General features: G+C 61.0%; 28 protein-coding genes. 17 read left to right on the top strand and 11 right to left on the bottom strand.

The genetic code is table 11. From position 1 onward, the window contains the following. The first annotated feature begins 190 nt into the window (after positions 1 to 190). Together LEPTO7104_RS0105185 and cbiB are read left to right on the top strand one after the other, a co-directional pair. Complete coding sequence (locus tag LEPTO7104_RS0105185; RefSeq protein WP_017297490.1) at positions 191 to 634, top strand: RrF2 family transcriptional regulator; 444 nt, start codon at positions 191 to 193, stop codon at positions 632 to 634. Next, on the top strand, positions 615 to 1,643 hold the full coding sequence (gene cbiB, locus LEPTO7104_RS0105180; protein ID WP_155523529.1) for an adenosylcobinamide-phosphate synthase CbiB: 1,029 nt from the start codon (positions 615 to 617) through the stop codon (positions 1,641 to 1,643). The genes LEPTO7104_RS0105185 and cbiB overlap by 20 nt, the downstream gene beginning before the upstream one ends. 29 nt (positions 1,644 to 1,672) lie before the next feature. Here the strand turns inward: cbiB and LEPTO7104_RS0105175 are convergent, their stop codons facing one another. Both LEPTO7104_RS0105175 and LEPTO7104_RS32840 read right to left on the bottom strand, forming a co-directional pair. After that, complete coding sequence (locus tag LEPTO7104_RS0105175) at positions 1,673 to 2,752, bottom strand: D-alanine--D-alanine ligase family protein (RefSeq protein ID WP_017297488.1); 1,080 nt, start codon at positions 2,750 to 2,752, stop codon at positions 1,673 to 1,675. 170 nt (positions 2,753 to 2,922) lie between these two features. After that, on the bottom strand, positions 2,923 to 3,390 hold the full coding sequence (locus LEPTO7104_RS32840) for a VOC family protein (RefSeq protein ID WP_017297487.1): 468 nt from the start codon (positions 3,388 to 3,390) through the stop codon (positions 2,923 to 2,925). A 306-nt stretch (positions 3,391 to 3,696) separates the two neighbouring features. On the opposite strand from LEPTO7104_RS32840, the gene LEPTO7104_RS0105165 reads away from it, so the two are divergent. After that, the gene (locus LEPTO7104_RS0105165) at positions 3,697 to 3,993 is read left to right on the top strand and encodes a hypothetical protein (RefSeq protein ID WP_026072390.1); all 297 of its coding nucleotides are present in this window, start codon (positions 3,697 to 3,699) and stop codon (positions 3,991 to 3,993) included. A gap of 230 nt (positions 3,994 to 4,223) precedes the next feature. Further along, the gene (plsY, locus tag LEPTO7104_RS0105160) at positions 4,224 to 4,877 is read left to right on the top strand and encodes a glycerol-3-phosphate 1-O-acyltransferase PlsY (RefSeq protein WP_017297485.1); all 654 of its coding nucleotides are present in this window, start codon (positions 4,224 to 4,226) and stop codon (positions 4,875 to 4,877) included. A 47-nt stretch (positions 4,878 to 4,924) separates the two neighbouring features. Here the strand turns inward: plsY and LEPTO7104_RS32835 are convergent, their stop codons facing one another. Continuing rightward, positions 4,925 to 6,343 (bottom strand): MFS transporter, encoded by a 1,419-nt coding sequence (locus LEPTO7104_RS32835; RefSeq protein WP_225886928.1) that lies wholly within the window; start codon positions 6,341 to 6,343, stop codon positions 4,925 to 4,927. A 186-nt stretch (positions 6,344 to 6,529) separates the two neighbouring features. On the opposite strand from LEPTO7104_RS32835, the gene LEPTO7104_RS0105150 reads away from it, so the two are divergent. The 4 genes from LEPTO7104_RS0105150 (at position 6,530) to LEPTO7104_RS0105135 (ending at position 9,139) form a co-directional block, all read left to right on the top strand. Beyond that, positions 6,530 to 7,237 (top strand): hypothetical protein, encoded by a 708-nt coding sequence (locus LEPTO7104_RS0105150; RefSeq protein ID WP_017297483.1) that lies wholly within the window; start codon positions 6,530 to 6,532, stop codon positions 7,235 to 7,237. A gap of 164 nt (positions 7,238 to 7,401) precedes the next feature. Next, a complete protein-coding gene (psb28, locus tag LEPTO7104_RS0105145; RefSeq protein WP_017297482.1) occupies positions 7,402 to 7,737 on the top strand; it encodes a photosystem II reaction center protein Psb28 in 336 nt (111 codons plus the stop codon). A gap of 11 nt (positions 7,738 to 7,748) precedes the next feature. Next, positions 7,749 to 8,243, top strand: a complete 495-nt coding sequence (locus tag LEPTO7104_RS0105140; protein WP_017297481.1) for a MogA/MoaB family molybdenum cofactor biosynthesis protein — start codon at positions 7,749 to 7,751, stop codon at positions 8,241 to 8,243. 29 nt (positions 8,244 to 8,272) lie between these two features. After that, positions 8,273 to 9,139, top strand: a complete 867-nt coding sequence (locus tag LEPTO7104_RS0105135) for a DUF3598 family protein (protein ID WP_040695294.1) — start codon at positions 8,273 to 8,275, stop codon at positions 9,137 to 9,139. Positions 9,140 to 9,233: 94 nt separating this feature from the next. On the opposite strand, the gene purD is transcribed toward LEPTO7104_RS0105135, so the two are convergent. From purD to LEPTO7104_RS41145, 7 genes are all read right to left on the bottom strand, one after another. Further along, positions 9,234 to 10,505, bottom strand: a complete 1,272-nt coding sequence (purD, locus tag LEPTO7104_RS0105130) for a phosphoribosylamine--glycine ligase (RefSeq protein ID WP_026072389.1) — start codon at positions 10,503 to 10,505, stop codon at positions 9,234 to 9,236. Positions 10,506 to 10,784: 279 nt separating this feature from the next. Next, positions 10,785 to 12,026, bottom strand: a complete 1,242-nt coding sequence (locus LEPTO7104_RS32830; RefSeq protein WP_017297478.1) for a hybrid sensor histidine kinase/response regulator — start codon at positions 12,024 to 12,026, stop codon at positions 10,785 to 10,787. Between the two features lie 49 nt (positions 12,027 to 12,075). Next, positions 12,076 to 12,507 carry a response regulator gene (locus LEPTO7104_RS0105120; protein ID WP_017297477.1) on the bottom strand — a complete coding sequence of 144 codons (432 nt, stop codon included), beginning with the start codon at positions 12,505 to 12,507 and terminating at the stop codon, positions 12,076 to 12,078. 288 nt (positions 12,508 to 12,795) lie between these two features. After that, positions 12,796 to 13,920, bottom strand: coding sequence for a DUF3326 domain-containing protein (locus LEPTO7104_RS32825; protein ID WP_040695293.1), 1,125 nt, complete (start codon positions 13,918 to 13,920; stop codon positions 12,796 to 12,798). A gap of 5 nt (positions 13,921 to 13,925) precedes the next feature. Continuing rightward, positions 13,926 to 14,114, bottom strand: coding sequence for a hypothetical protein (locus tag LEPTO7104_RS0105110; RefSeq protein WP_017297475.1), 189 nt, complete (start codon positions 14,112 to 14,114; stop codon positions 13,926 to 13,928). Between the two features lie 197 nt (positions 14,115 to 14,311). Then, complete coding sequence (locus LEPTO7104_RS0105105; protein ID WP_017297474.1) at positions 14,312 to 14,629, bottom strand: 2Fe-2S iron-sulfur cluster-binding protein; 318 nt, start codon at positions 14,627 to 14,629, stop codon at positions 14,312 to 14,314. A gap of 79 nt (positions 14,630 to 14,708) precedes the next feature. Next, positions 14,709 to 14,882, bottom strand: a complete 174-nt coding sequence (locus tag LEPTO7104_RS41145) for a hypothetical protein (protein ID WP_017297473.1) — start codon at positions 14,880 to 14,882, stop codon at positions 14,709 to 14,711. A 209-nt stretch (positions 14,883 to 15,091) separates the two neighbouring features. Here LEPTO7104_RS41145 and LEPTO7104_RS0105095 point away from each other — a divergent pair, with 209 nt between their 5' ends. The 8 genes from LEPTO7104_RS0105095 to LEPTO7104_RS37945 all read left to right on the top strand — a co-directional run bounded on the left by LEPTO7104_RS0105095 (position 15,092) and on the right by LEPTO7104_RS37945 (position 22,600). Then, the gene (locus LEPTO7104_RS0105095) at positions 15,092 to 15,682 is read left to right on the top strand and encodes a DUF2854 domain-containing protein (protein ID WP_017297472.1); all 591 of its coding nucleotides are present in this window, start codon (positions 15,092 to 15,094) and stop codon (positions 15,680 to 15,682) included. Between the two features lie 83 nt (positions 15,683 to 15,765). After that, complete coding sequence (locus tag LEPTO7104_RS0105090) at positions 15,766 to 16,545, top strand: class I SAM-dependent methyltransferase (RefSeq protein ID WP_017297471.1); 780 nt, start codon at positions 15,766 to 15,768, stop codon at positions 16,543 to 16,545. 58 nt (positions 16,546 to 16,603) lie between these two features. After that, complete coding sequence (psbP, locus tag LEPTO7104_RS0105085; protein ID WP_017297470.1) at positions 16,604 to 17,146, top strand: photosystem II reaction center PsbP; 543 nt, start codon at positions 16,604 to 16,606, stop codon at positions 17,144 to 17,146. An 88-nt stretch (positions 17,147 to 17,234) separates the two neighbouring features. Beyond that, a complete protein-coding gene (locus LEPTO7104_RS0105080) occupies positions 17,235 to 17,831 on the top strand; it encodes a Maf family protein (protein ID WP_017297469.1) in 597 nt (198 codons plus the stop codon). A gap of 146 nt (positions 17,832 to 17,977) precedes the next feature. Further along, positions 17,978 to 18,220, top strand: a complete 243-nt coding sequence (locus tag LEPTO7104_RS0105075; RefSeq protein ID WP_017297468.1) for an acyl carrier protein — start codon at positions 17,978 to 17,980, stop codon at positions 18,218 to 18,220. Positions 18,221 to 18,360: 140 nt separating this feature from the next. Continuing rightward, positions 18,361 to 19,614 carry a beta-ketoacyl-ACP synthase II gene (gene fabF, locus LEPTO7104_RS0105070; RefSeq protein WP_017297467.1) on the top strand — a complete coding sequence of 418 codons (1,254 nt, stop codon included), beginning with the start codon at positions 18,361 to 18,363 and terminating at the stop codon, positions 19,612 to 19,614. 251 nt (positions 19,615 to 19,865) lie between these two features. Beyond that, the gene (gene tkt / locus LEPTO7104_RS0105065; RefSeq protein WP_017297466.1) at positions 19,866 to 21,872 is read left to right on the top strand and encodes a transketolase; all 2,007 of its coding nucleotides are present in this window, start codon (positions 19,866 to 19,868) and stop codon (positions 21,870 to 21,872) included. A gap of 263 nt (positions 21,873 to 22,135) precedes the next feature. Further along, positions 22,136 to 22,600, top strand: a complete 465-nt coding sequence (locus tag LEPTO7104_RS37945; protein ID WP_071527190.1) for a cupin domain-containing protein — start codon at positions 22,136 to 22,138, stop codon at positions 22,598 to 22,600. Between the two features lie 49 nt (positions 22,601 to 22,649). On the opposite strand, the gene LEPTO7104_RS41140 is transcribed toward LEPTO7104_RS37945, so the two are convergent. Then, entirely contained in the window at positions 22,650 to 22,910 is a 261-nt protein-coding gene (locus tag LEPTO7104_RS41140) for a hypothetical protein (RefSeq protein WP_083887006.1), read from the bottom strand. 6 nt (positions 22,911 to 22,916) lie between these two features. Between LEPTO7104_RS41140 and LEPTO7104_RS36735 the strand changes: the two genes are divergently transcribed. Then, positions 22,917 to 24,035 carry an IS4 family transposase gene (locus LEPTO7104_RS36735; RefSeq protein WP_225886927.1) on the top strand — a complete coding sequence of 373 codons (1,119 nt, stop codon included), beginning with the start codon at positions 22,917 to 22,919 and terminating at the stop codon, positions 24,033 to 24,035. The last annotated feature ends 135 nt before the right edge of the window (positions 24,036 to 24,170 follow it).

Below are 24,170 nucleotides of genomic sequence, written 5' to 3'. Positions count from 1 at the left end.
CATGGAACATTGCCCCGGGGCCGGTAGCACCCCTTAACCTACACTCAGATAATGACAGGACAGGCCGTTTAGCCTTTGCCGCGATCGCGTTTGGCGACTGCCCTGAGCGCTTCTGAGCAGAGCAACCCAGGCCAGGAGTATTGCCCTAGCGTCATCAAAGGCTAACTTTTCTAGGGAATCAAACTAGTCTATGAAGCTGACCACTCGCGGCCACTACAGCGTTAAAGCCCTGCTCGACCTGACGCTGCACCCCTCTCGGCAGCCTGTCTCGGTCAACACCATTGCCGAACGCCAGGGACTGCCGCCCCCCTACTTAGAAAAGCTGCTGATCGATCTGCGCCGGGCCGGAATCGTCGATTCGGTGCGCGGCCCCCACGGAGGATATCGGTTGGCCAAACCCGCCGACCAAATCTTTTTGGGCCAAATTTTGGAGGCCGTGGGCGAACAGGTCGACCCGCTGCCGCGCCACAGTCCCCAGGCCAGCCAGGCCGAAGACTGGGTCACCTTTGCGGTCTGGAATCGGCTCTCGCAAAAGTTAAAGGAAGCCCTCTATAGTATTTCCCTGGAAGATCTGTATTTCGATGCCCGCAGTTGGCAGGCGGCTCAGGGGGACGATGTCAGCTTTGTGGTTTAGCGCGTTGGGGTTTGGCAACCTGGGGTTCGACGCTCTGGAACTGGACCGGGCGGCAGTGCTGGTGCTGGCGGCGAGCCTAGATCGCTTGGTGGGCGATCCCTGGGGCTGGCCTCACCCGGTGCAGGCGATGGGGTGGATCATTGGCCGCCTATCCCAGGGCATCTTTCGCCTCAAGCTGCCGCCGGGGGGGGAGCGGTTTCTGGGGATAGGCCTCGGCCTGGGGATAATCGTGGGCAGCGGGGCGGTGGGTTGGGGACTGGTGAACCTGGCAGGATCGGTTCATCCGGCGGCGGGCCTGGGGATTGAGGTAGTGCTACTGGCCAGCTGCTTCGCCGGGCGCAGCCTGCGGCAGGCTGCGGGCGATGTTCTAACGCCGCTGGCGTCTGGCGATATTCCCGCTGCGCGCGATCGCCTGAGCCTCTACGTAGGCCGCGACACCGAACACCTGGATGCGCCGGAGATCCTGCGGGCGGTGCTCGAAACCGTGAGCGAAAATGCTACCGATGGTGTGCTGGCCCCCCTGTTCTACGCCCTGGTGGGGGCGCTCTTGCCGGTGGGCAGCGTGCCGGTGGCCCTGGCCTACAAAGCCGCCAGCACCCTCGACTCGATGGTGGGCTACCGCGAGGCTCCCTACACCCACCTGGGCTGGTTCAGCGCCCGGTTTGAAGATGCCCTGACCTGGGTGCCCTGCCGACTGACGGTGGCCACCATTGCTCTGCTGTCGGGGCGACCCGGCCAAGTGTGGCACCTGTGCCGCCGCGATGCCCCAGCCGACCCCAGCCCCAACGCAGGCTGGAGCGAATGCGCCTACGCCGCCGCCCTGGGGGTACAGCTGGGCGGCAGGAATTGGTATCGGGGTCAGGTGAAGGAAAAGCCGCTGCTGGGGGACGCGGAGCAGCCGATTAAGGGCGATCGCATCCTCCAGGCCCTCAGCCTCACCCGCCGCGCGGCTCTGCTGTGGCTCACCCTCGGAATCACCCTCCTAGCTGCACAAACCTATCTCCGCTAACCCCTCCCTATCTCCCCCAGTCTCCCCCATCACTCCCTTACTCCCCCACTCCGCTCAAACCCCAGCTCAATCAGGGCATCGACCAGCTCCGCAAAGCTGACGCCGCTGGCCTCCCACATCATCGGGTACATGCTGGTGGCGGTGAATCCCGGCAGGGTGTTGATCTCGTTGATAAGAATTTCGCCCGTCGCTTCGACGTAGAAAAAGTCGACCCGCGAAATGCCAGCGGCATCGACGGCCTGAAACGCCGTCACCGCCATTTCTCGAATTCGGCGGGCGACGTCTTTGGGCACCTGGGCGGGGATGGTGTGCTGCGACTGGCCGCTGGTGTATTTGGTGTCGTAGTCGTAGAAGTCGCTCTGGAAGGTGATTTCGCCCAGCAGAGAGGCTCTGGGATGGTCGTTGCCCAGCACGGCGCACTCCACCTCGCGGGCCACCACCCCGGTTTCGACGATGATGCGGCGATCGTAGCTGGCGGCGCTGTCGAGGGCGGCTTCGAGTTCTTTGCGGGTAGTGGCTTTGGCGATGCCCACCGACGACCCCAGGTTGGCGGGTTTGACAAAGCAGGGGTAGCCCAGCTCGGTTTCGATGCGATCGCACAGCTTCGGAAAAACGCACGGGTTTGACCACACCTCGGCCCGGCTCACGGCCAGGTACTTCACCTGGGGCAGACCGACCTGGGCAAAGGCCATTTTCATGGCGATTTTATCCATGCCCAGGGCTGAGCCCAGCACCCCCGACCCCACAAAGGGCTGCTGCATCAGGGTGAACAGCCCCTGTACGGTGCCGTCTTCGCCGTTGGGGCCGTGCAGCACCGGAAACCAGATGTCGATCGCATCCACATGGTCGAACTGGGGCAGACGCAGGCGGGGCGACCGGGCGCTGGGAGCAGACGGGGCCTGGGGCGGTGCGCCAGCGGCCAGCACCGCCTCGGCTTCAGCCCCCGCCTGCCACAGGCCATCTTTGTGAATGTAGACCGGCAGCACGGTGTACTTGTCGGCGTTGGGGCCGCTGGCCAGGGCGCGGGCGATCGCCTGGGCCGAGCGAATCGAGACCTCGTGCTCCCCCGAGCAGCCGCCAAACACCAGCCCTACCGTTACTGTCGCCATGGAAATTCCTGCCTTTGCGCCAATGGCGGCGCGCTAATTGCGGATAGGGTATCACAGCCGCGTTCCCGCGCTGCATTGGCCCAGGGCAAAGGGCAGGCAGACAAAAAAAGCCCTGGGATCCCTCCAGGTATCCCAGGGCTTAACAATCAGGGTGCATCTACCTTTCCTTACTACGCCAGTGGCCGGGGCGATCCGGACGGTTGCCCATTTTTTTGCCCAGCGGCTGAGGTTCCAGCCTCTGACAGCGATCGCCCATCGGCTGGAACACTGAGTTCGATCAGGTTGCCGTCGGGGTCCCGGATATAGATCGACACCAGCGGCCCGGTCGCCCCTGTGCGCGGCACCGGCCCCAGCAGAACCGGCACCCCCAGCGTTTGCAGGTGGGCCAGCACTTTCTCCAGCGGCGGCAACACCAAAAAGCACAAATCCGCAGAGCCTGCCGTGGGCGCCTGGGCGTGGGGAGCCAGGGGTGTCGCGGCGGCGTGCAGGTTAATTTTTTGGGTTCCGTAGCGCAGGGCCTTGCGGCTCGCCCCAAAGGTGATTAGCTCCATGCCCAGCACGGCCTGGTAAAACTCGCAGGTGCGGTCAATGTCGGTAACGGTCATCACCAGGTGGTCGAGGGTGAGGATTTGGAGCATGGGTGGGGAGGTGGGGGAGGTGGGGGGATGAGGGGATGAGGGGATGAGGGGATGAGGGGATGAGGGGATGAGGGGATGAGGGGATGAGGGGATGAGGGGATGAGGGGATGAGGGGATGAGGGGATGAGGGGATGGGGAGGTGGGGTGATGGGGAATGGGGGGATGGGGGGTTCTTGCCAGGGTTGAGCTGGTGAGCATAGACCTGGCCAGGATAATTCTCGATGGTATTTAAATCGCGCAAGGCTGCGGCCAATCGGTCATCACAGTGCATAATGCCATTGATACACTGGTGTGGCAGAGTGAGCGGTGAAGTACTTTTTTCTTTCTGACGGTTGGGTGACGGGCCGGGTGTGGGAGTTTGGGGGCCTGTGGAATGAGCTGGGCTGGCAGCGCAAGCCCCACATGCGCCGTCTCAACCTATCGATTCAAGAGCAGGGAGAAACCCTCTGGCTGTACCAGGTGGAAGAGACCGTTCTGATGGTCGAGGTGAAGCCGGAAAGCGCCAGCAGTGGACCGTTTGGGCAAGTGGTGCTAAAGCGACTGATCACCGCCGAGCAGGTGATTGAGCGGCTCTGCGCGGCGGCTGAAGGACTGCCCCAGTAGCCCCGACCCTCGCGACTGGGCAGGCTGGCGCGACAGCCATAATAAGGATTGCTAAACTCTTGCCCAACTGGGGGTACCGATCCCCCTAGACTGGTATTGACCCGCGCAAGAACCGGGCTATGGGGCTTGGGGATGGTGCTGAAGACCCTGGTTTATGCGCCACTATCTCAGGCACGGCATCTCAGGCACGGCATCTCAGGCACAGAATTTTACGCACGAGGACATAGGCGTTGGCGGTTTTAGCAATTGTGCTGCTGCTGTTGGCAGCTTACCTACTGGGTTCAATTCCCACGGGCTATTTGATCGCTCGATGGGTCAAGGGTATTGATATTCGGCAGTACGGCTCGGGGGGGACCGGGGCCACCAACGTGCTGCGAACGGTGGGCAAAGGGGCGGCGATCGCCGTGCTTGTGGTCGATCTGCTCAAGGGGCTGCTGGCAGTGCTGCTGGCGATCGCCCTTTGGCCCCAGATCCTCGCCCTGGCCCCAGTGGCCCCCCAGTGGCAGCCCTGGGTCACCATGCTGGCCGGACTGCTGGCCCTCGTCGGCCACAGCAAATCGGTGTGGATTGGCTTTACCGGCGGCAAGTCGGCGGCCACCGGGCTGGGGGTCTTGATTGGGCTGGCCTGGCCGGTGGCCCTGGGGGCCGCCGCCGCCTTTGGCCTTACCCTGGCCCTCAGCCGAATTGTGTCGCTGGGGTCGATCGCGGCGGCGATCGCGGCAATGGTGCTGATGGTCGCCACGGGACAGCCGCTGCCCTACGTGGTGCTGGGCATTCTGGGGGCCACCTACGTCATTCTGCGCCACCGGGGCAACATTGACCGCCTGCTGGCCGGTACCGAGCCTCGCCTGGGGCAGCAGCCGTCAAACCACAGCAGCCCCTAGACCATACCTGGACCATCTGGGGGCAAGGTCTAAACCACCCAACCGCCCTAGGCTGGGCTGTCGGAGCCGACGGATGTCTCGGTATCGAAGCGCTGCTGCCGCTTTTCCTCAAGCGCCAGGAGAATCTGCTGGTGGCGATCGCGGCTGATCGGGTAGCGGTAGCAAAACCACAGCCCCACCCCCAGCAGCAGGGCGGGCAGGGGGCCAATCAGCAGACGAATGGCGTTGAGCGCCGCCACCGGCTGAGTCTCAGCGCTGGCGATGTACCCCGTCCAGCCCAAAATTTGGCCCGAAATAAACAGGGCCAGGGCCAGCCCCAGCTTTTGTAAAAACACCAGGGCGCTGAAGTACAGCCCCTCCCGCCGCAGGCCGGTGTTGAGTTCATCCAGGTCAATCACATCGGGCAGCATGGCAAAGGGCACCATGTACAGCGTCGCCACCCCCACCCCCGCCAAAACGCTCAGGGTATACATCCAGATCACCTGCCCCGGCTGCACCGTGGCGAGGCCGCCCAGGGCGATCGCCGCCAGCGGTGCCCCCATCAAAAACACCGTGCGCTTGCCGGTGCGCTTGGCCACCCAGTCCCAGCCCCAGAGCATGGCGATCGCGGTTCCCTGCACCGCCAGCGCCATCTGGGCAAAGTGGGTGGCGGGCAGCCCCATCCAGGCGCCCACAAAGTAGGGCAGCATGGCGGCCGTCACCTGCACGCTCATCCAGCCGCAGAGGTAGAGGCCCAAAATTTGGCGAAAGGCGTGGTTGCTAAACACGCTGCGCAACTGGGGCAGCAGGGCTGGCGGCCTGGCGGCGGTGGCCAGTCGGGGTCGGCCCCGCTGCACCTGCCAGTAGCGGCGGTAGGTGCCCGCTACGCACAGACCAATCATTACCACGGCCAGGCTGGCCGACAACACCCCCAAAATAAAGTACTGGCGGGCCGGGTCGGCCACCCGCGCAAACACCGCCTGGGCTAGCAGCAGCGCCACAATGCTGGCGCCAATGCTAAAAGCCGACTTCATGCCGATGAGATCGGTGCGCTCGTCGTAGTCGTCGGCCAGCTCGGCAGACAGGGCCGTGTAGGGCAGCTGCACCGCCGTAAAGGCAGCAAAGGCAAAGATCGACAGCACAATGTAGTAGACAAACACCCCCGCCTCGGTTGGAAACGGCGGCACCGTCCACAGCAGCACCGAGCAGATCGCCAGGGGAATCACGCCGCCCAGCATCCAGGGGTAGCGGCGGCCCAGGGGCGACTGGGTGCGATCGCTGAGCCAGCCAATCATCGGGTCATTGATGGCATCCCAGACGCGGCCAAACAGCAGCACCGCCCCCGCCAGCGCCGGACTCAGCCCCGCCACAGTGGTAAAAAAATAGAGTACAAAGAACGCCGACAGGCTGGCTGGCACCGCCGCCGCCAGCTCCCCCACACCGTAGAACACTTTCACCGAAACAGGCAGAGGTGGCAGCTTACGCAACGGATTCAGGCTCCAGGGTAATGGGGTTCATCATGCCATAGGTTTAACCTGGATTGAGGGGTTTGGCCGCAGGACTCAGACCTTGGTCTCCCCGGTGATGGACCGGCCCATGCCCCATTTGGCCCCGCGATAGGATGACCACGGCACCGTTTGCAGAGAGAACCGTTCGCAGGATACTTCGGAACCATGGCAACCAAACTGGCAAAGATAATTACGGCGCTGCTGATAGTGGGATTGCTCACCGCCTGCAACGGTCAACCGCAGACTTCCCAGGGGCAAAATTTCGCTGACACCTCGACTCCTCTCAATGCCGCTGGACCGAGCGGCGGCCCACCCCCACCGCCGGAGGGTGCCTTTTTGGCCCAAATGTCGCCGAGCCAGACCAGCCAGCTCACCAGCCTGGGGGTGGATGTCGTGGTGCCCGGGCAGGTGCCGCCATCCTTTGCCATTGTCGAAATGCGGGTGGACCAGAGCGGCCCCAGCTACCTGGTGGTCTACCAGAACGACAGCCGCCAGTGCTTCGCCGTCGAGTTTGCCGCCGCAGGGTTTGATGCTCCCCCGGCCACCGAAAACAGCGCCCCTATCCATCCGCCGCTGTTCGGCGATCGCGACTACAACCTCCACTACGGCCCCTTCACCGATGCCGACCTGAGGGCCAAGTTTGGCGACGCCAACCTCTTCACCGACTGGCTAATCGGCAGCTCCGGAGCCTATCGGCTGATTGGGGCCAGCTACATTGGCGAGCTGTTTGAGGCGCTCAAAGAATGCCAAGACATTAGCCCCGAGCAGGGCGTTGCCCTGGCCGAATCGCTGACGGTGCTGAACGGCGATCCCACCGGAGACCCGATGGGCGATCCCATGGGCGATGGTCCGAGCAATCCCCCTTCACAGTAGCCCTCCCAAGGGTTAGGGCGGCCTGACAAAGCCGTCGGGCTACGGCCCGGGGCGCGATCGCGGCATGGCCCCGGCCAGAGTTTAGCCCCAGGCCCCTGCTCCAGTTCCGGTATCGTGCGAGAATAAATCTTTATAAATGACAACCTTAGATTAGGACGTTTGGCATGGCCGAGATTCAATTTTCCCGTGGCATCGCAGAACCCGTTATTCCCGACGTGCGGCTCACCCGCGCCAAGGATGGCTCAGACGGCACGGCGACCTTTTACTTCGATCATCCCCAGGCGCTCTCCCAGCAGGATGGGGTTGAGATCACCGGCATGTACCTGGTGGACGAAGAGGGCGAGATGACCAGCCGCGACGTCAACGGAAAATTTGTCAACGGCGAACCGGCGGGCATTGAGGCCACCTACGTGATGAAAAGCGAAGCCGAGTGGAATCGCTTTATGCGGTTTATGAACCGCTACGCCGAGCAGAACGGTCTGGGCTTTACCAAGAGTTAGTAACCCTAGCCATGGCCCATCCCCAGGTGTTGTCGCGGCCCGTGCGGTGCGCGGTGGTTACGGTGAGCGATACCCGCACCGTAGAGAGCGATCGCAGCGGGCAGATCATTCAAACCCTGCTGACCACAGCGGGCCATCGGGTGCACGACTACCGCATCGTGCCCGACGAACCTGCTCGCATTGGTCCCCTGTGCCAAACCCTGGCCCAGGAGGCCGAGATCGACTGCATCATTCTCACAGGCGGCACCGGCATTGCCCCCCGCGACACCACCTACGATGCGATCGCCCTCCTGCTGGAGAAAACCCTGCCCGGCTTTGGGGAAATTTTTCGCCAGCTCAGCTTTCAGGAGATTGGCTCCCGCGCCATGGCCTCCCGCGCCGTGGCCGGCGTCTACCGATCGACGCTGATTTTCTCTCTACCCGGCTCCAGCAATGCCGTCACCCTGGCCATGGAGGCGCTGATTTTACCCGAGCTTCCCCACCTGGTCAGCCAGATGCAGGCCTGAACTGTCCCTCCTACGTCTCCCGTGCTGCCATGACCTCTGCGACCCCTGCTCCGTCCTCTCAGTGGGCGCGTTTGCTCAAAAATCAGGGCACCTGGGTAGGCTCATTTACCCAAATATCTCCCGAGGGGCAAGTTCAGCAAGACATTCCCTCAGAGGTGGCGCTAATTCCCCTCAACGGGGGCAACACCATGCGCCAGGAAATTCGCAAAATGCCGCCTGGCCAGCCGCCCAGCGAAACGGTGCTGGAATACAGCTCCCTGGGGCGTGGGGTGATGTTTTGCGAAACCGGCGCATTTTCCCAGGGTTCCATTCAGCGCAGTCCGGTGAGCGACTTTGGGGCCGAGCTGGGCCTCATTCACAGCAGCAATTCCGGGACGGAGCGCGGCGCGAGCCGCCTGCGCCTGGCCCAAATCTATCCCAAGCAGCCCGTTCTGGGCAGCCTCACCCTCATTCGCGAACATCTGGCCGGTACGGACCCGGTTCAGCGCCCCCATCTCTCGGTCGATCAGCTCCTGGGCACCTGGGTGGGCGAAGCGGAAACCGTGTTTCCCGACTTTCAGCCCCCGCGAACCATGGCCACCCGCCTGGAGCTTCAGCCCGCCGGGGCAGATTCAGTCACCCAAACCCTTAGCTTTGGCCAAAGCCCCGCAATTCAATCCCAGGGTCAGCTTGTCGGGTCAGCCCTACGGTTTGACCAGGGCCGCCAGCCGGTCACGGTGCTGCTGCTGCCCAGCGGTGCCTCGGCCACCTTTCCCACCGAAATTCAGTCGGGGCAGCCGTTCTTTTTAGAAGTGGGCTGGCTGATCAATCCCACCCTGCGGCAGCGGCTCATTCGTACCTACAATGACCGGGGCAGTTGGGAGAGCTTGACTTTGGTGGTGGAGCGGAGAGTTTAGGCGTAGGGGAGATGGGGGAGCAGGGGAGATGAGGGGCAGGGGAGATGGAGGGCAGGGGAGTAGGGGCTTAATACTCCGTCACCCCCTCACCCCCTCACCCTCTCACCCGATAGCCAATATCGCGGCGGTAGTACATGTTCTCAAAGCAGATTTTGTCAAGCGCTTCGTAGGCGTTGGCGATCGCCGCTTCAAAGCTATCTCCCATCCCCGTCACCCCCAGCACCCTGCCGCCGTCGGCTACGGTGCTGTCGCCCCGGCGGCGGGTGCCAGCGTGGAACACCAGCGCCCCCGTCTCGGCGGCCTCCTCAAGGCCAAAAATTTCCATGCCCTTGGGGTAGCTGTCGGGATAGCCCTCGGCGGCCACCACTACGCAGGCCGCGGCCCCCGGCTTCCACCGCAGGTCCAGGGCGTCGAGCCGTCCTTCGATGCAGGCCAGCATTACCTCCTCCAGGGGGGTTTCCAGCAGGGGCAGCACCGCCTGGGTCTCGGGGTCGCCAAAGCGGCAGTTAAATTCGACGACTTTGGGGATGCCCTCAGGGGTAATCATCAGGCCAACATAGAGCACGCCGCGATAGTCGATGCCCCGGCGGCGCAGGGTGGCGATCGCGGGCTCCAGCACCTCGCTCTGCACCCGCGCCATCAGCTCGGGCGTCACCACCGGGGTCGGGGCGTAGGCTCCCATGCCGCCGGTGTTGGGCCCGGTATCGCCCTCGCCAATGGTCTTGTGGTCCTGGGCCGGTACCAGGGGGCGAATGGTTTGCCCGTCGGTGACTGCCAGCACCGACGCCTCCTGCCCTGTCATAAACTCTTCGATGACGACCTGGTGACCCGCTGCGCCAAACCGACCGCTAAAGGCATCGCTCACCGCCTGATTAGCCTCCTCCAGGGTTTGCGCGACGGTCACGCCCTTGCCCGCCGCCAGCCCATCGGCCTTGACGACGATCGGAGCACCCGCCTGTTTGAGGTAGGCCAGGGCCGCCGCCTCATCGCTAAAGGCCTCGGCCCTGGCGGTGGGAATGGCCGCCTCCACCATCAGCGCCTTGGCCCAGGCTTTGCTGGCCTCGATCTGGGCTCCGGCCTGGCAGGGGCCAAACACTTTGAGCCCCTGGGTTTGCAGATAGTCGGCAATGCCGTCGGCCAGGGGCTGCTCCGGGCCAACCACCACCAGTTCCAGATTGTTGACCAGGGCAAATCGGGCAATGCCCTCAAAGTCGCCGGGGTTCATGGCCAGGTTGCGGCAGTGGGGCAGGGCTGCGGTGCCGCCGTTGCCGGGCACGCAGACCACTTCAGTAATGCGGGGCGAGCCCAATAGCGACCAAGCCAGGGTATGTTCACGGCCACCGCTGCCGACTACGAGAGCTTTCACAGGCAGTTTCCTAAAATTTGCGGCCTTTATTCTCTCACGTTATAGCTATAGTCACTTAGGTGAGCACATCCAGAAACGTGCGGGCGCTGGACCGTTGTGAGGGGAAATGCCCCAGTCCAGACTGGCTACAGCTATATTACCGTCAGTAGGGGCCGGGCCGGTGAGGATTTGAGGTCGATGGGGCGATCGCTGACGACTATTGTCAATCGCGAGGGAGCAGGAGAGCTAGGGCGCCAAGCGAGCTGGAATAGTCGGCATATTTTAGCCTTCGAGTAATAGTCACCAGTCCTCGACGCCAAACGCCTTCCCCGAGGGCAGGGCAGGAATCTGGCGGGGCAGGGTGACGATAAAGGTGGTGCCCTGGCCGGGCTGGCTGCTGACGGCAATGGTGCCCCCCATGACCGCCACCAACGACTGCACGATGGCCAGCCCCAGCCCCGTGCCGGGGCGCTGGCGACGAATGGACTGGTCTACCTGGCGAAAGGCCTCGAAAATGTGGGGCAGCTGCTCCTCGGCAATGCCGATGCCGGTATCTTCAACGGATAGGGTGATCTGGCCGGGTTCGCTGTCCGTTAGGCCGACGCGCACCTGGCCGTAGTCGGTAAATTTGATCGCGTTGGAAACCAGATTGATCAGCACCTGGCGCAGACGGTGCTCGTCGTGGATGACCACCGGATCGGTGAGGGACAGGGTGCTCTCCAGGGTTAGAGCCTTGCCGTCTGCCAGCGATCGCAGGTCGGACAGCGTCGCCTTCACCAGCCCGTGCAGGTCCACCGAGGTGGGAGTCAGGGTCAGCCGCTGGGCCTCTAGCTTAGACAGGTCCAGAATGTCGTTGACCAGGTTGAGCAGGTTTTTGCCGTTGGTAAAGATGCGCTTCACCATTTCGGCCTGGTGGGAGGTCAGCGGCCCCTTCGACTGGCTGTCTAAAATTTGTGAGAACCCCAAAATAGCGTTTAGGGGGGTGCGCAACTCGTGGGACATGGTGGCCAAGAACTCAGATTTGACCCGGTAGGCCTCTATCAGCTTGAGGTTTTGGTCCTCAATGAAGCGACGCTGATCCTCTAGTTCTTCGTTTTGCTTGAGCAGCAGTACATTAGTTTGCTGGAGCTGGGCCAGGGCGGTGGCCTCCCGCTGCTCAGCCTCGTACACCCGCAGGGCGTTGCGCAGCAGCAGCGCCAGGCGATCGGGCGACACCCGAGTTTTGATTAGGTAGTCGCTGGCCCCGGCTTTCATCAGGTCAACGGCAATTTGCTCGTCCCCCTGGCCGGTCAGCACCACCAGCGGAATGGTTACCCCCTCGGCCCGCCACTGGCGAATCAACGAAAGGCCGTCTTGCTCGGGCAGGCGATAGTCGAGAAACACGCAATCGTAGGAGAAATTGCTCAGGCGAGCGATCGCCTCTTCGGCGTTGTTGACCTCGGTCACCTGTATGGCCAGGTCAGCGCGATCGAGGGCCCTGCAAATGGCCATGCGATCGACCGCATCGTCGTCTACGAGCAAAATATCCAGCGCTTTACCCATTCGGTTAGCCTTTGTTCCCGCGGCCCACGACGGCTGCCACTGGCTTTCTTTAAGGAATTTCACACAGCGCCCAGTACTCGTTTAGAGACGCCACGACATCGGCAAAGGTGGCAAAGGTCACTGGTTTCAAAATATACCCTGCCACGTTGAGACGGTAAGCCTCTAGCCGATCTTGATCGGCATCGGAAGTCGTTAAAACCACTACCGGGGTCGATCGCAGCGAGCTGTCCTGGCGCAGCTCCTGGAGAAATTCTAGCCCATTCATTTTAGGCATGTTGATATCTAGCAGCACCAGCCGACGGTGGTCAGGCACCGAAGGAGGCTCGGAGTCACTGCCGCGCAGCATCGAAAGCGCGTCCAGCCCGTTGCCAGCGATGTATAAAGGGTTATCGATACGCTTGCGCTTAAAGGCCCGCTGTACGTTCATCACATCCACCTCGTCGTCTTCGACAAGTAGAACGTTGACGGTGCGTTTTGGCATGACATGCTCCTGTGACAATAGTGGAGGTCAGGCCGGATCAGCTTGCTCAGCGCCAGGAACAGCTGGCAGCAGCGGCGATCGCACCAGCAGACTACCCGCCCTCGCTCCGCTCTCGGCGCGTCGGGCAATCTGAAATCTCCTGAGGCTCTTGGGGTTCAGGGCCACCGCAGAAATTTCCCGCCAGAGCGAGAAACATCACCATCGGGGAACAGCTTAGCCATTGATGTTCCACGGCCAGCTCCCAATCAGCTTCCTCCGAACCCATTTTAGAAAGTCGGCCTGGGGTTTCTATCTGCCCAAGGGAAGAACCTCAGCGGCGGGGGTAATCTCCTTGAGCTGGGGCATTTGGGCCGTTAGCGCCTGGGGGTGCACCCCAGCCCGGTGCGCCGCCAGCAGCCCGATCGCCTCCAGGTAGGAGGCCACCCGCACCGCCGAAATGCCCAGGGCCTCGGGGCCGACGCTCAGCGCCGTGGCGTTGGCCTCCACGGCGATCGCCAGCGCCCGGCGCTGCTGTCCTCGGGCCAGACTCAGCAGCGCACTCCCGCCGCAGGCGCTGGCGGGCACTACAATGGCATCCACCTGGTCAGCCCAGAGCGTAGCGCTCCCCTGACCCAGACCAGGGAACAAAGCAGGGCCAGCGACAAACTGCGGCGCCCGGCTTAGCCCCGCCAGCACGCAGGGCAGAAAGGTATAGCCAATCTCTTCGGCCGCTGACTTAGGCGAAATCGACGGGTCAAGCGGCAGCGGGCTGAGGGCCGGGGCATGGGCACAGGGCACCCGCAGCGTGCGCACGACCAGATGGCTAATCACCGCTTCGGCCCCGGCCAGGGGGTCTACCCCCTGCCCCTGGCGATAGTCTTGCAGCGCTTCAGCGTCGGTATCTTCAGGAAATCGGGCCACCACCGCGATCGCCTCGGCCCCGGCGGCGATCGCCCGCTCCGCCGCCCGCAGCAGGCTATCGGGTCGCTGAATCGTGCCCCAGGTCGCCCCGGATGGGGCCGTTCGCAGCTCTACCCCCAGGGGCGCATCGGTTACCGCGTAGTCGGTCAAATCCAGGCCCAGGGTGGCGCGGGCCGCATCCGCCGCCTGCAAGTGCCGCCAGCGCAGGTCGTCTTCAATCGCGGCATCCAGCACCAGACCAATCCGGTTGCGGTGCACCGGGCGCAGTCCCCAGCGCCCCGCCGCAAACTGATCCAGCCCGTAGCCCTCGACATAGCAGGCGTTGGGCAGCGGCCAGTACAGCTGCGCCCCGTTCATCACGTTGGGGTGGGTAATCAGGGTGTCCACCACCGAGGCCATCGCCCGCGCCACTGGCAGCGCATCTCCGGCGTACCCTCCCACCGCCGCGCCAATTCCCGTGGGCACCACCAGCACCGCAGTGTAAGGACGACGACTAAATCCGTTAGCAACCATGGCAGTCAAGCGTTGGAATGGGTTGTGACCACCGCTTCCACCGTGGCCGTTTGGGTGGCGGAGTTCACCTGGGTAATCGCCCACCGCAGGGGCTCACCCTGCTCCGCCAGGGCTGCTTCTATCGCCGTGACCAGATCGCTCTGGACCTCTCCCAAATTAATATTCAGCGTGATGAATTGCGTAGCCAGCGCCATCGTCTTGCCCCCCCTATACAAGCTGTCCGGGATAGTGGACCCCGCCCACCGCCGAACCCTGATCCAAGCGGGGCAACCCTGCCTAAAACGGGGTGCTTCCCCCTGCTCTGTCTTCGCCCTGCAAAGATTCATCAATGGTGGGCAGTGCCACCCTGCGGCTACGGTTCAACGGCCTAGCTGGGCGGGGATGTCGCGACTCATCCCTGGCCAAACTGCTTGGCGTAAACCACATCTTCTTTTTCGGTCTCCAGCTTGATGTCTGAGCGGGGGTAGGCCACACACAGCAGCGCGTACCCCTCAGCCTGAAGCTCATTACTCACGCCCATGCCATCGTTCTGCTCTACTTCACCCTCCAGCACCAGGGCGGCACAGGTCGTGCAAACCCCCGCTCCACAGGAGGTGGGCAAATCTAGCCCCGCCGCCTGGGCCGCGCCTAGAATGGTTTGGTCGTCCGGAACGGTGAGCGTATGGGTAGTGCCCTGATGATGAACTTCAACGGTGTAGCTGGTGGCCATAGTGGGTTGAGCAGAGTGGTAGGTGAGTAATTGTTGGGGACCAATTATTGAGGGCTAATCGAATCCAAATCTCAACCTATCATCCCATCGGGAAGGTACGGTCAAATTCCTCCAGCAGATCGTCCATTTCTTCGATCGCCTGATTCACATCAATGCGCAGGGTGCCCAGGTCCGGCTGTTCCAGCAGCTGAATCAGCGCCTCGCGCTTCGATCGAATGGTGGCAATGCGATCGCGAATGCCCTGTAGTTCCATAGCCTTTCTCAAAACTCTTCATCGATAGCATAAACGATGCGGCAGGGGAGGGGGTGTGGGGCGTGGGGCGTTGGGGCGCTGGGGCGGTGATTGCGAAGATGGCGGAGTTGCCTTGCGTGCATTGAGTCAGCCGACAGGGCGGCGGCTTGCTACCTTTCTCAGCCACAAAACGGCATGATAGTAAAACGTAATGTTTGGCTGGGGGCCGTATGCTAGGGCGAATTAAGTTAGGGCGAATCAATTTAAGTCTGGTGCTTTTAGCGGTGGGCGGCGTGCTCACCATCGTTGGGTTTATCGCCTACTTTCAGGACAACTCCACCCTTAATCTGGTTGGTTTTTTCTACGGCATTCCGGTTCTCCTGGGCGGTTTAGCGCTGCGGGCGGCGGAGCTAGAGCCTGCGCCCTACACCCAGCCGACTCCCCCTGAGGTACTGAAACTGCGCGAAGAGCAGGCCACCCCCACCCAAAATCAGGTGCGCCAGGATGTTACCCGCTACCGCTATGGCCAGGAAGCCCACCTGGATGTGGCCCTGCAAAAACTGGGGCTGAGTCCTTCGGGGCAAGAGTGCCCCGAACTCAGCGGTCTCCACGAAGCAGAAATTGACGGCAACTACGCCCTGGTGCTGGAGTTTGACTCCTCCGCGCTGCCCTTTTCCACCTGGGTAGAGAAAAAAGCCAAAATTGAATCCTTTTTTGGTCCCAACGTGCGCGCCGAACTCAGTCAGCCCACGGAAGACCAGGTGAACTTAGCTTTGGTTACCTTACTGGAACCGGCTACGCCCGCTCCGGTAGAAGCCTGACAGAGACCTGATAGAGGTCTGCCGGCATCCTGCACCAGGTCGGGATCGACGGGCGGGCAAGTGATTGCTGTTTTCATCGGTAAATGTTTATGACCAGTCCCGCTTCGGTCAGGGTTTCCTTGCCCGGGCTGCCGCTGCCGATTCCGCCTGTTCTGCGGTATCTGGCCCTGGCTCTTTTGCTCTGGAGCCTGACCGCCTGCGCCTCCACAGCCCTTCAGTCTACGAGTGAGTATCAATCCGTTTCGCCCAGCCAGGACGGCATTGGGCGGATATACCTGGGCCGCGAGATCGCCCAGACCATGGGGCACCAGGGAGCCGGATGGCTCGATCGCCCCAGTCGGGTGCTGCAAGAGCGGCCTCAGGCGGCGATCGCTGCCCTAGACCTCAGTCCCAGCGATGTCGTCGCCGATATTGGGGCTGGCACGGGCTACTTCGCCCGTCGCATAGCGCCGCTGGTGCCCCAGGGCAACGTTCTGGCAGTGGATATTCAGCCCGAAATGCTGACCATGCTCCAGGCAGAATTGGACGCCAAGGGAATTAAAAACGTGGAGCCTGTGCTGGGGCAGCCCGATAGCCCCAGCCTGCCCCCCAACTCCATTGACCTGGCCCTGATGGTCGATGCCTACCACGAGTTTGCCTATCCCCGCGAGATGATGCAGGCCGTTGTGGCCGCCCTCAAGCCCGGTGGGCGGGTGGTGCTAGCCGAATACAAAGCCGAAAACCCCATGGTGATGATCAAGCGGCTGCACAAAATGAGCGTAGCCCAGGTGCGCCGCGAAATGGCCGCCGTCGGGCTGACGTGGATCAAGACGGACGATAGCCTGCCCGAGCAGCACCTGCTGTTTTTTCAGAAGCAGGCTTGAGCAGCCCTTGTGAGACAATTAATAATTATTGACGATCGCGATCCAAGGACTTCAACCCATGCTAAAGCGGCTGGCCACAGTGCTTTTACTTGTTTTTGCTGTTACCCTCCAGAGCTGTGTGGGCAGCGGCGGTGGCCTACAGGCCTATGCTGATCAGTACTCGGGCTACGAATTTATGTACCCCACCGGCTGGGTTGAGGTAAACGTGCCCGGTGCCGCCGACATCGTGTTCCACGACATCATCCACGAGACCGAGAACGTCAGCGTAGTCATCAGTGACGTACCGGAGGGCAAAGGCCTCGATGACCTCGGTACGCCCACCGAAGTGGGCTACAAACTTTCCAAAAGCTTCAGCGCCCTGTCCGGAGACGACAGCACCGTCGACCTGCTCAGTGCCCAGCGCATCGCCACCGTCGACGACAAAACCTACTACATTCTGGAGTACCTGGCAGACCTGCCCGCCGGGCCGCGCCACAATCTGGCCAGTGCGATCGTGCGCCGCGGCAAGCTCTACACCTTCAACGCCTCCACCGACGAGGGCCGCTGGGAGAAGGTAAAAGACATGATGAAGCAGTCGGTGGCCTCGTTTAAGGTGTCTTAGGGTTAGAGCACCTGGCCTGCCAATTTCAGGCTTGTTTCACCCCAACTATCCCCTCAATCCTCCGAGTAGAAACCGGGTTTTTTTGACTATGGTTGTGTCTCCTCGTCCCCAGTTTGTGCTTGCTTCGGCGTCTAAGGGGCGTCGCGCGCTGTTGGTAGGGGCGGGCATTCATCCCTTTGTCTACCCCAGCAATTTTGACGAAGACCAGGTTGCGCTGACGGCCCCGTCCCAGTACGTAACCACCCTCGCCCGCTGCAAAGCCGAAGTAGTCGCCCCGCAGTTTACCCACGCCCTGGTGCTGGGGTGCGATTCAGTGCTGGCGTTTCAGGGGCAAATCTACGGCAAGCCGACCGACAAGGCCGATGCCCTGGCCCGCTGGCGCGCGATGCGAGGCCAGATGGGCGAAATTCACACCGGCCATGTCTTGATCGCCCCCGGTGGTCAAATGCTGATTCGCAGCGCCGTCACCCGCGTTTACTTCTCTGACATCGACGACGCCACCCTGACCGACTACATCGATACTGAAGAACCCCTGGCCTGTGCCGGAGCCTTCTCCAGCGACGGCAAAGGGGCCTTGTTCATCGACAAAATTGAGGGCTGCCACAGCAACGTAATCGGTCTCAGCCTGCCTCTGCTGCGGGTCATGCTGGGGGAACTGGGCTACCGGGTGACGGAGTTTTGGTAGGGTTCCTTTTCCGATATTATGGAGAAATGCTCGCAACTGGGCGGCCTTATGCTGGGGCTTGACGTCAAAGATCCGTCTCGATGGGGTCGCAGGATGATAAGGTTTTGTGTTGTCGATTATTCCGTACAAAGAGGCGTTGGAGAACCATGAGCGCAGAGACTTTTGAAAAGGTCAAAAAGATTGTCAGCGAGCAGCTGGGGGTTGAAGAGGCTGACGTTAAACCCGAAGCTAGCTTTGCCAACGACCTGGGCGCCGATTCTCTCGATACCGTAGAGCTAGTCATGGCTCTGGAAGAAGAGTTCGGCGTCGAAATTCCTGACGAAGCCGCCGAAGGCATTGCCACCGTGCAAGATGCCGTCAACTTCATTGAAGAAAAAGCCGCCGCCTAGGACACATCGGGTGCGGGCGAGGTCACAGCTTGTCAGCAGGCGAGGTGCGGGGTTAGCACCTCGCTCTGTTGGTTATCCAAGCCGTGGGTTCAGCCGCATCTCCCCCCTTGCCCCTCCTCTGGTTTACCTGAAATTTGGCTATGGCAAACTCTGACTCAAAGCGCGTTGTGGTAACCGGCATGGATGCCATTACCCCCATTGGCAACAGCCTGGAGGAGTACTGGGCTGGGTTGGTGGCCGGGCGCAGCGGCACCGCCCGCATCACCCACTTTGACCCTTCCCAGCACGCCTCACAGATCGCTGCGGAAGTTAAGGGGTTTGACCCAGGCGACTTTCTGGATAAGAAAGAAGTCAAGCGCATGGATCGCTTCTCCCAGTTCGCGGTGATTGCTGGCCAGCGCGCCCTCAAGCACTCGGGCCTCACCATTACCGATCTCAACGCCGAGCAAATTGGCACCTGCATTGGCTCTGGCATCGGCGGACTCAAGGTCTTAGAAGACCAGCAGGAAATTTATCTGACCCGAGGCCCCAGCCGCTGCAGCCCCTTCATGATTCCGATGATGATCGCCAATATGGCGGCGGGGCTGACCGCCATTCACACGGGGGCCAAGGGGCCGAGCACCTGTCCTGTGACGGCCTGTGCCGCCGGGTCTAACGCCATTGGCGATGCTTTTCGGCTGATCCAGCATGGCTACGCCCAGGCGATGATCTGCGGCGGTACGGAGGCGGCGGTGACCCCTCTATCGGTGGCAGGCTTTGCCTCAGCCCGCGCCCTTTCGACCCGCAATGATGACCCTGCCACCGCCAGTCGCCCCTTCGACAAAACCCGGGACGGCTTTGTGATTGGCGAGGGCTGCGGCATTTTGATTCTTGAGGAGCTGCACCACGCCCTCAGTCGGGGTGCCACGATCTATGCCGAAATTGTGGGCTATGGCATGACCTGTGACGCCTACCACATGACTTCCCCGGTGCCTGGGGGCGCTGGGGCCGCTCGCTGCATTCAGATGGCCCTCAAAGATGCTGGCATTGTGCCTGAGCAAATTAGCTATATCAACGCCCACGGCACCAGCACTGGCGCTAACGACCCCACCGAAACCCAGGCAATTAAAACGGCGCTGGGTGATGCGGCCTATAAAATTGCGGTTAGCTCGACTAAGTCTATGACCGGGCACCTGCTGGGGGGCTCTGGGGGCATTGAGGGGGTGGCCACCTGTCTGGCGATCGCCAACGACATTGCCCCGCCTACCATCAACCTGCACGACCCCGACGTTGGTTGTGACCTCGACTACATTCCCAACCAGAGCCGCCCCATGCCGATTGAGGTGGCGATTTCCAATTCCTTTGGGTTTGGGGGCCACAATGTCACCCTGGTGTTTCAGAAATACCGTAGCTAGAGCTACAGATTGGTAGGTATAATGACCTAAACTCCTGTCCCGAAACCCTGCTCTCAGGCCGCCGAGCTTTGTGCCTTGCTAAACCAGGGGGTATTGACAATCGTCTGGTTGCGGGGTCTGCTGAAAGGCAAAGGTAATGTGTGGTGTCTTGTGGGGTCTTGATTTACCGAGACCGTTAACCGTGTTAGCCCAAGGGCTACTCCCAACGCTGCGTGCTGCTCCGAAAAACCCGTCGTTAAGCTGTTGAACCTATGGCTGTTGCAACCCAATCCCTGGAAGAACTCTGTATTAATTCCATTCGCTTCTTAGCGATTGATGCGGTGGAAAAGGCCAAGTCTGGCCACCCCGGTCTGCCGATGGGCGCTGCCCCGATGGCCTACGTGCTGTGGGATAAGTTCATGCGGTTTAACCCCAAAAACCCCCAGTGGTTTAACCGCGATCGCTTTGTGCTGTCGGCGGGCCACGGCTGCATGCTCCAGTACGCTCTGCTGTATCTGACCGGCTACGACAGCGTCAACCTCGATGATCTTAAGCAGTTTCGCCAGTGGGGCGCTCGCACCCCCGGCCACCCCGAAAACTTTGAGACCCCCGGCGTCGAAGTTACCACCGGCCCTCTGGGGCAGGGCATTGCCAACGCCGTAGGTCTGGCCATGGCCGAAGCCCACCTGGCCGCCAAGTTCAACAAGCCCGACTGCACCCTTGTAGACCACTACACCTACGTCATCCTCGGCGACGGCTGCAACATGGAAGGGGTTTCGGGCGAAGCCTGCTCCCTGGGGGGGCACCTGGGCCTGGGCAAGCTAATTGCTCTCTACGACGACAACCACATCTCCATTGACGGTTCGACCGATATCTCCTTTACCGAAGATGTGGCCAAGCGGTTTGAGGCCTACGGCTGGCACGTGCAGCATGTGGAGAACGGCAACACCGATCTGGATGCGATCGCAAAAGCGATCGAAGCGGCCAAGGCCGTCACCGATCGCCCCTCGATGATCAAAGTCACCACCACTATCGGCTACGGCTCCCCCAACAAGCAAAATACTGCCGGGGTCCACGGGGCGGCCCTGGGCGGCGACGAGATCAAGCTCACCCGCGAAAACCTGGGCTGGAGCTACGGCGAGTTTGAAACTCCTGAAGATGCTCTGAGCCACATGCGTAAGGCGATCGAGCGCGGTGCCAGCCTCCAGGCCGAGTGGGAAGAAACCCTGGCCGCCTACCGCACCAAGTACCCCACCGAGGCCGCCGAGTTTGAGCGCATGCTGGCGGGCAAGCTGCCCGAGGGCTGGGTCGACGCGCTGCCCACCTACACCCCCGAAGACAAGGCCCTGGCCACCCGCAAAAACTCCGAAATGACCATCAATGCTCTGGCCCCGGCCATCCCTGAGCTGATTGGTGGTTCCGCCGACCTCACCCACTCGAACCTGACCGAGATGAAGATCTCCGGCAGCTTCCAGAAGGGGGCTTACGAAAACCGCAACCTGCGCTTTGGCGTCCGCGAGCACGGCATGGGCGCCATCTGCAACGGCATCGCCCTGCACAACTCGGGCCTGATTCCCTACTGCGCCACCTTCCTGGTGTTTGCCGACTACATGCGGGCGGCCATTCGCCTCTCGGCCCTCTCCCAGGCGGGCGTGATCTACGTCATGACCCACGACTCCATTGGTCTGGGCGAAGACGGCCCCACCCACCAGCCGGTGGAAACGATCGCCTCCCTGCGGGCCATCCCCAACCTGATCGTGATTCGCCCCGCTGACGGCACCGAAACCTCGGGGGCCTACAAGATCGCCGTCGAGCACCGCAAGACCCCGACGCTGATGGCCTTTAGCCGCCAAAACCTGCCCAACCTGCCCGGTTCTTCGATCGAAGGCGTGGCCAAGGGCGCGTACACGGTTGACGACTGCGACGGCACCCCCGACCTGATTTTGATCGGCACCGGCAGCGAGGTTAGCCTCTGCGTCGATGCGGCTAAGGAATTGCGGTCGGCGGGCACCAAGGTGCGGGTGGTCTCGATGCCCTCGTGGGAACTGTTTGACGCCCAGGATGCCGCCTACCAGGAGTCTGTGCTGCCTAAAGCGGTGACCAAGCGACTGGCGGTAGAGGCGGGTATCACCATGGGCTGGTGCCGCTATGTGGGTGGCGAAGGCGACGTGATTGGCGTTGATCGCTTCGGGGCCTCCGCCCCCGGCGGCCTGGTGATGGAGAAGTTTGGCTTCACCGTTGAGAATGTGGTGAGCCGAGCTAAGGCGCTGCTGGGCTAATGGTCTAGCTAGTTGGTATGTGAAAGGGGGGCGATCGCGCGATCGCCCCCCTTTTGTTTTAACTTGGCTACCTGATTGACTGACAAAAGTTTTGCTGTAGGTTGGTGTTGAGCGAAGCGTTCGCGTTGGCGAAGCAGCCCCTTTGGGGCTAGCGTCCCCAGAGGAGAAAACTCAACACTAGTAACGGTTTTGTTGGGTTACGCTAACGCTAACCCAACCTACAGCAACTTCAGCAATTCCTAATCACTCATCTAGGAGCAATTATGTCACTTCCTTTGATTTTGCAACCGGGTGAAGGGCAAACAGTACAAATCCGCACCAGTACTTGTACCTTCAAAGCAACAGGCCAAGAAACCCACGGGCACTTTGGTCTGTTTGAGTTTGTGATGGAACCTGGAACTGATGGCGCTAGCCCTCATATTCACAAAGAATTGACCGAAGCGTTTTATGTGGTGGAAGGCAACGTTGAACTTGTTTTGGGCGATCGCCGCATTGTTGCCGAACCGAAAACCTTCATTCTCGTACCGGAAAACACACCGCATGGGTTCTCTAATGCTGGACAAACACCAGCAACACTGCTGATTCTGTTCTGCCCAGCAGATTCACGGGAGCAGTATTTTGAGGGACTGGCTGAACTGACCAAAGACGGACGAGAACCGACTCAAGTGGAGCTACTCGATTTGATGCAGCGGTTTGATCAATATCCGGCGACTAATACTGATTCTTAAATCGATAATGGCTCCCCAGGCCAATCGCCGATGAATTGATTCAGCTCCGTTATGGAACAAAAAGACGACCAACGCCCATCCAGGTTTCAATATCCAGCAGGATTTCGAGGATACGGTCAACACAACGATTTCGGTAGACTCGATCTGCTAAAAATCGATCAGCGTCTGCAATTGTAATAACAGGGAAGGAATCTAGAGTATTTTCTTCTCGAAGCACTTGTTCTATATCTGAATGGCACTGACATAAGAGAGCAGAAAAGGCTTCAAGCGCTTGATCTGTAAAGATCGAAGCGTCGAAGCCCAAAACCATGTCTCTATGATGCCGAATCGTGCGGATGTCCTCAAGGAGAAATACCAAAACAGTATCGGTCTACCCTTTGCCAAGGTTCTACCGGAAGCCGAAGTCCAGGCTGTAGTGGACGAACAAGGCATCGCCTATCGCCAAGTGCTCTACACCCCAATGGTAGTGCTGTGGAGTTGGATCTCCCAAGTTCTTGATGTCGATGGCAGTCTCAGCCATGCGGTCAAGCGGGTGGTGGCCTGGATGAGCCTGGCGGGCTTAGAGCCGCCGTCAGCCGATACCGGGGGGTACAGTAAAGCGCGTAAGCGCCTGAGCGAGTCCATTTTCCCACCCCTACTAAAGCGAGTGACGAGGGCGTTACAACGGAAAGTATCCCCGGAACAACGGTGGTGTGGTCGCCGAGTCAAGGCCTTTGATGCCACGACGGTCTTGATGAGTGATACCAAGGCCAATCAAGCGGCGTATCCCCAACACAGCAATCAGAAGACGGGCTGTGGCTTTCCGCTGTTGAAGCTTCAGGTGTGGTTTTGCGTGACTACGGGAGCGGTCTTGGAGGTAGCGATGGCTCCTTTTCGGGTGAGTGAGTGGCGCTTAGCCCGCCAACTTTACCAGACCCTGCGCCCAGAGGATGTGGTGGTGGCCGATTCGGCCTATGGCACCTATGTGGATCTGGCCTGGGTCGCGCTGACGGGAGCCGATGCCGTTTTTCGCGAGCACCATCAGCGCCGCTGCGATTTCAGGCGTGGCAAAAAGCTTGGGATTGGCGACCACATTGTCCGGTGGCAACGCCCCAAGCAATGCCCCGACGCCCTCTCGCCTGAGGAGTTTGAAGCCTTACCCGAGTCGATTGAGGTACGCGAAGTCTTTCTCTCCATTCAGACGCCTGGGTTTCGACCGACCAACATCGTAGTGGTGACCACCCTGATGGACGCCAAGCGGTATCGCAAAGCTAAATTGGCCGAACTCTATCACCTCCGCTGGCAGGCCACCGAAGTCAATCTCAGGCATCTCAAGACCACCTTAGCTATGGAGATGATTGCCGCCAAAACGCCCGCTATGGTGACCAAAAGCATTTGGGTTCATCTGTTGCTCACGGTTCGCTCATTTTTAAATGAGGTCAGCCAATTGGGATAGGTTAGGGCTATGGATACCCCCCTAACCGTTATCACCGAACGGGTTGACGATATTCCCCTGTTGCTGGCCCAACTGCAGCGGATGGACGTGCAACCCCTGCTCGACGACTACTTTCCGACCCATGGGAACTGGCAG

Origin of the sequence: Nodosilinea nodulosa PCC 7104, assembly GCF_000309385.1 — a bacterium.
GTDB classification, from domain to species: domain Bacteria; phylum Cyanobacteriota; class Cyanobacteriia; order Phormidesmidales; family Phormidesmidaceae; genus Nodosilinea; species Nodosilinea nodulosa.
The sequence above is the reverse complement of the archived record's forward strand: the minus strand, read 5'-3'. Positions and strand labels throughout refer to the sequence as shown.

Bases quoted from the DNA above. Each gene is read 5' to 3' on its own strand.
- LEPTO7104_RS0105185 (WP_017297490.1), top strand. From the start codon at position 191: ATGAAGCTGACCACTCGCGGCCACTACAGCGTTAAAGCCCTGCTCGAC.
- cbiB (WP_155523529.1), top strand. From the start codon at position 615: ATGTCAGCTTTGTGGTTTAGCGCGTTGGGGTTTGGCAACCTGGGGTTC.
- LEPTO7104_RS0105175 (WP_017297488.1), bottom strand. From the start codon at position 2,752: ATGGCGACAGTAACGGTAGGGCTGGTGTTTGGCGGCTGCTCGGGGGAG.
- LEPTO7104_RS32840 (WP_017297487.1), bottom strand. From the start codon at position 3,390: ATGCTCCAAATCCTCACCCTCGACCACCTGGTGATGACCGTTACCGAC.
- LEPTO7104_RS0105150 (WP_017297483.1), top strand. From the start codon at position 6,530: ATGGCAACCAAACTGGCAAAGATAATTACGGCGCTGCTGATAGTGGGA.
- psb28 (WP_017297482.1), top strand. From the start codon at position 7,402: ATGGCCGAGATTCAATTTTCCCGTGGCATCGCAGAACCCGTTATTCCC.
- LEPTO7104_RS0105140 (WP_017297481.1), top strand. From the start codon at position 7,749: ATGGCCCATCCCCAGGTGTTGTCGCGGCCCGTGCGGTGCGCGGTGGTT.
- LEPTO7104_RS0105135 (WP_040695294.1), top strand. From the start codon at position 8,273: ATGACCTCTGCGACCCCTGCTCCGTCCTCTCAGTGGGCGCGTTTGCTC.
- LEPTO7104_RS32830 (WP_017297478.1), bottom strand. From the start codon at position 12,026: ATGGGTAAAGCGCTGGATATTTTGCTCGTAGACGACGATGCGGTCGAT.
- LEPTO7104_RS0105120 (WP_017297477.1), bottom strand. From the start codon at position 12,507: ATGCCAAAACGCACCGTCAACGTTCTACTTGTCGAAGACGACGAGGTG.
- LEPTO7104_RS32825 (WP_040695293.1), bottom strand. From the start codon at position 13,920: ATGGTTGCTAACGGATTTAGTCGTCGTCCTTACACTGCGGTGCTGGTG.
- LEPTO7104_RS0105110 (WP_017297475.1), bottom strand. From the start codon at position 14,114: ATGGCGCTGGCTACGCAATTCATCACGCTGAATATTAATTTGGGAGAG.
- LEPTO7104_RS0105105 (WP_017297474.1), bottom strand. From the start codon at position 14,629: ATGGCCACCAGCTACACCGTTGAAGTTCATCATCAGGGCACTACCCAT.
- LEPTO7104_RS41145 (WP_017297473.1), bottom strand. From the start codon at position 14,882: ATGGAACTACAGGGCATTCGCGATCGCATTGCCACCATTCGATCGAAG.
- LEPTO7104_RS0105095 (WP_017297472.1), top strand. From the start codon at position 15,092: ATGCTAGGGCGAATTAAGTTAGGGCGAATCAATTTAAGTCTGGTGCTT.
- LEPTO7104_RS0105090 (WP_017297471.1), top strand. From the start codon at position 15,766: ATGTTTATGACCAGTCCCGCTTCGGTCAGGGTTTCCTTGCCCGGGCTG.
- psbP (WP_017297470.1), top strand. From the start codon at position 16,604: ATGCTAAAGCGGCTGGCCACAGTGCTTTTACTTGTTTTTGCTGTTACC.
- LEPTO7104_RS0105080 (WP_017297469.1), top strand. From the start codon at position 17,235: ATGGTTGTGTCTCCTCGTCCCCAGTTTGTGCTTGCTTCGGCGTCTAAG.
- LEPTO7104_RS0105075 (WP_017297468.1), top strand. From the start codon at position 17,978: ATGAGCGCAGAGACTTTTGAAAAGGTCAAAAAGATTGTCAGCGAGCAG.
- fabF (WP_017297467.1), top strand. From the start codon at position 18,361: ATGGCAAACTCTGACTCAAAGCGCGTTGTGGTAACCGGCATGGATGCC.
- tkt (WP_017297466.1), top strand. From the start codon at position 19,866: ATGGCTGTTGCAACCCAATCCCTGGAAGAACTCTGTATTAATTCCATT.
- LEPTO7104_RS37945 (WP_071527190.1), top strand. From the start codon at position 22,136: ATGTCACTTCCTTTGATTTTGCAACCGGGTGAAGGGCAAACAGTACAA.
- LEPTO7104_RS41140 (WP_083887006.1), bottom strand. From the start codon at position 22,910: ATGGTTTTGGGCTTCGACGCTTCGATCTTTACAGATCAAGCGCTTGAA.
- LEPTO7104_RS36735 (WP_225886927.1), top strand. From the start codon at position 22,917: ATGATGCCGAATCGTGCGGATGTCCTCAAGGAGAAATACCAAAACAGT.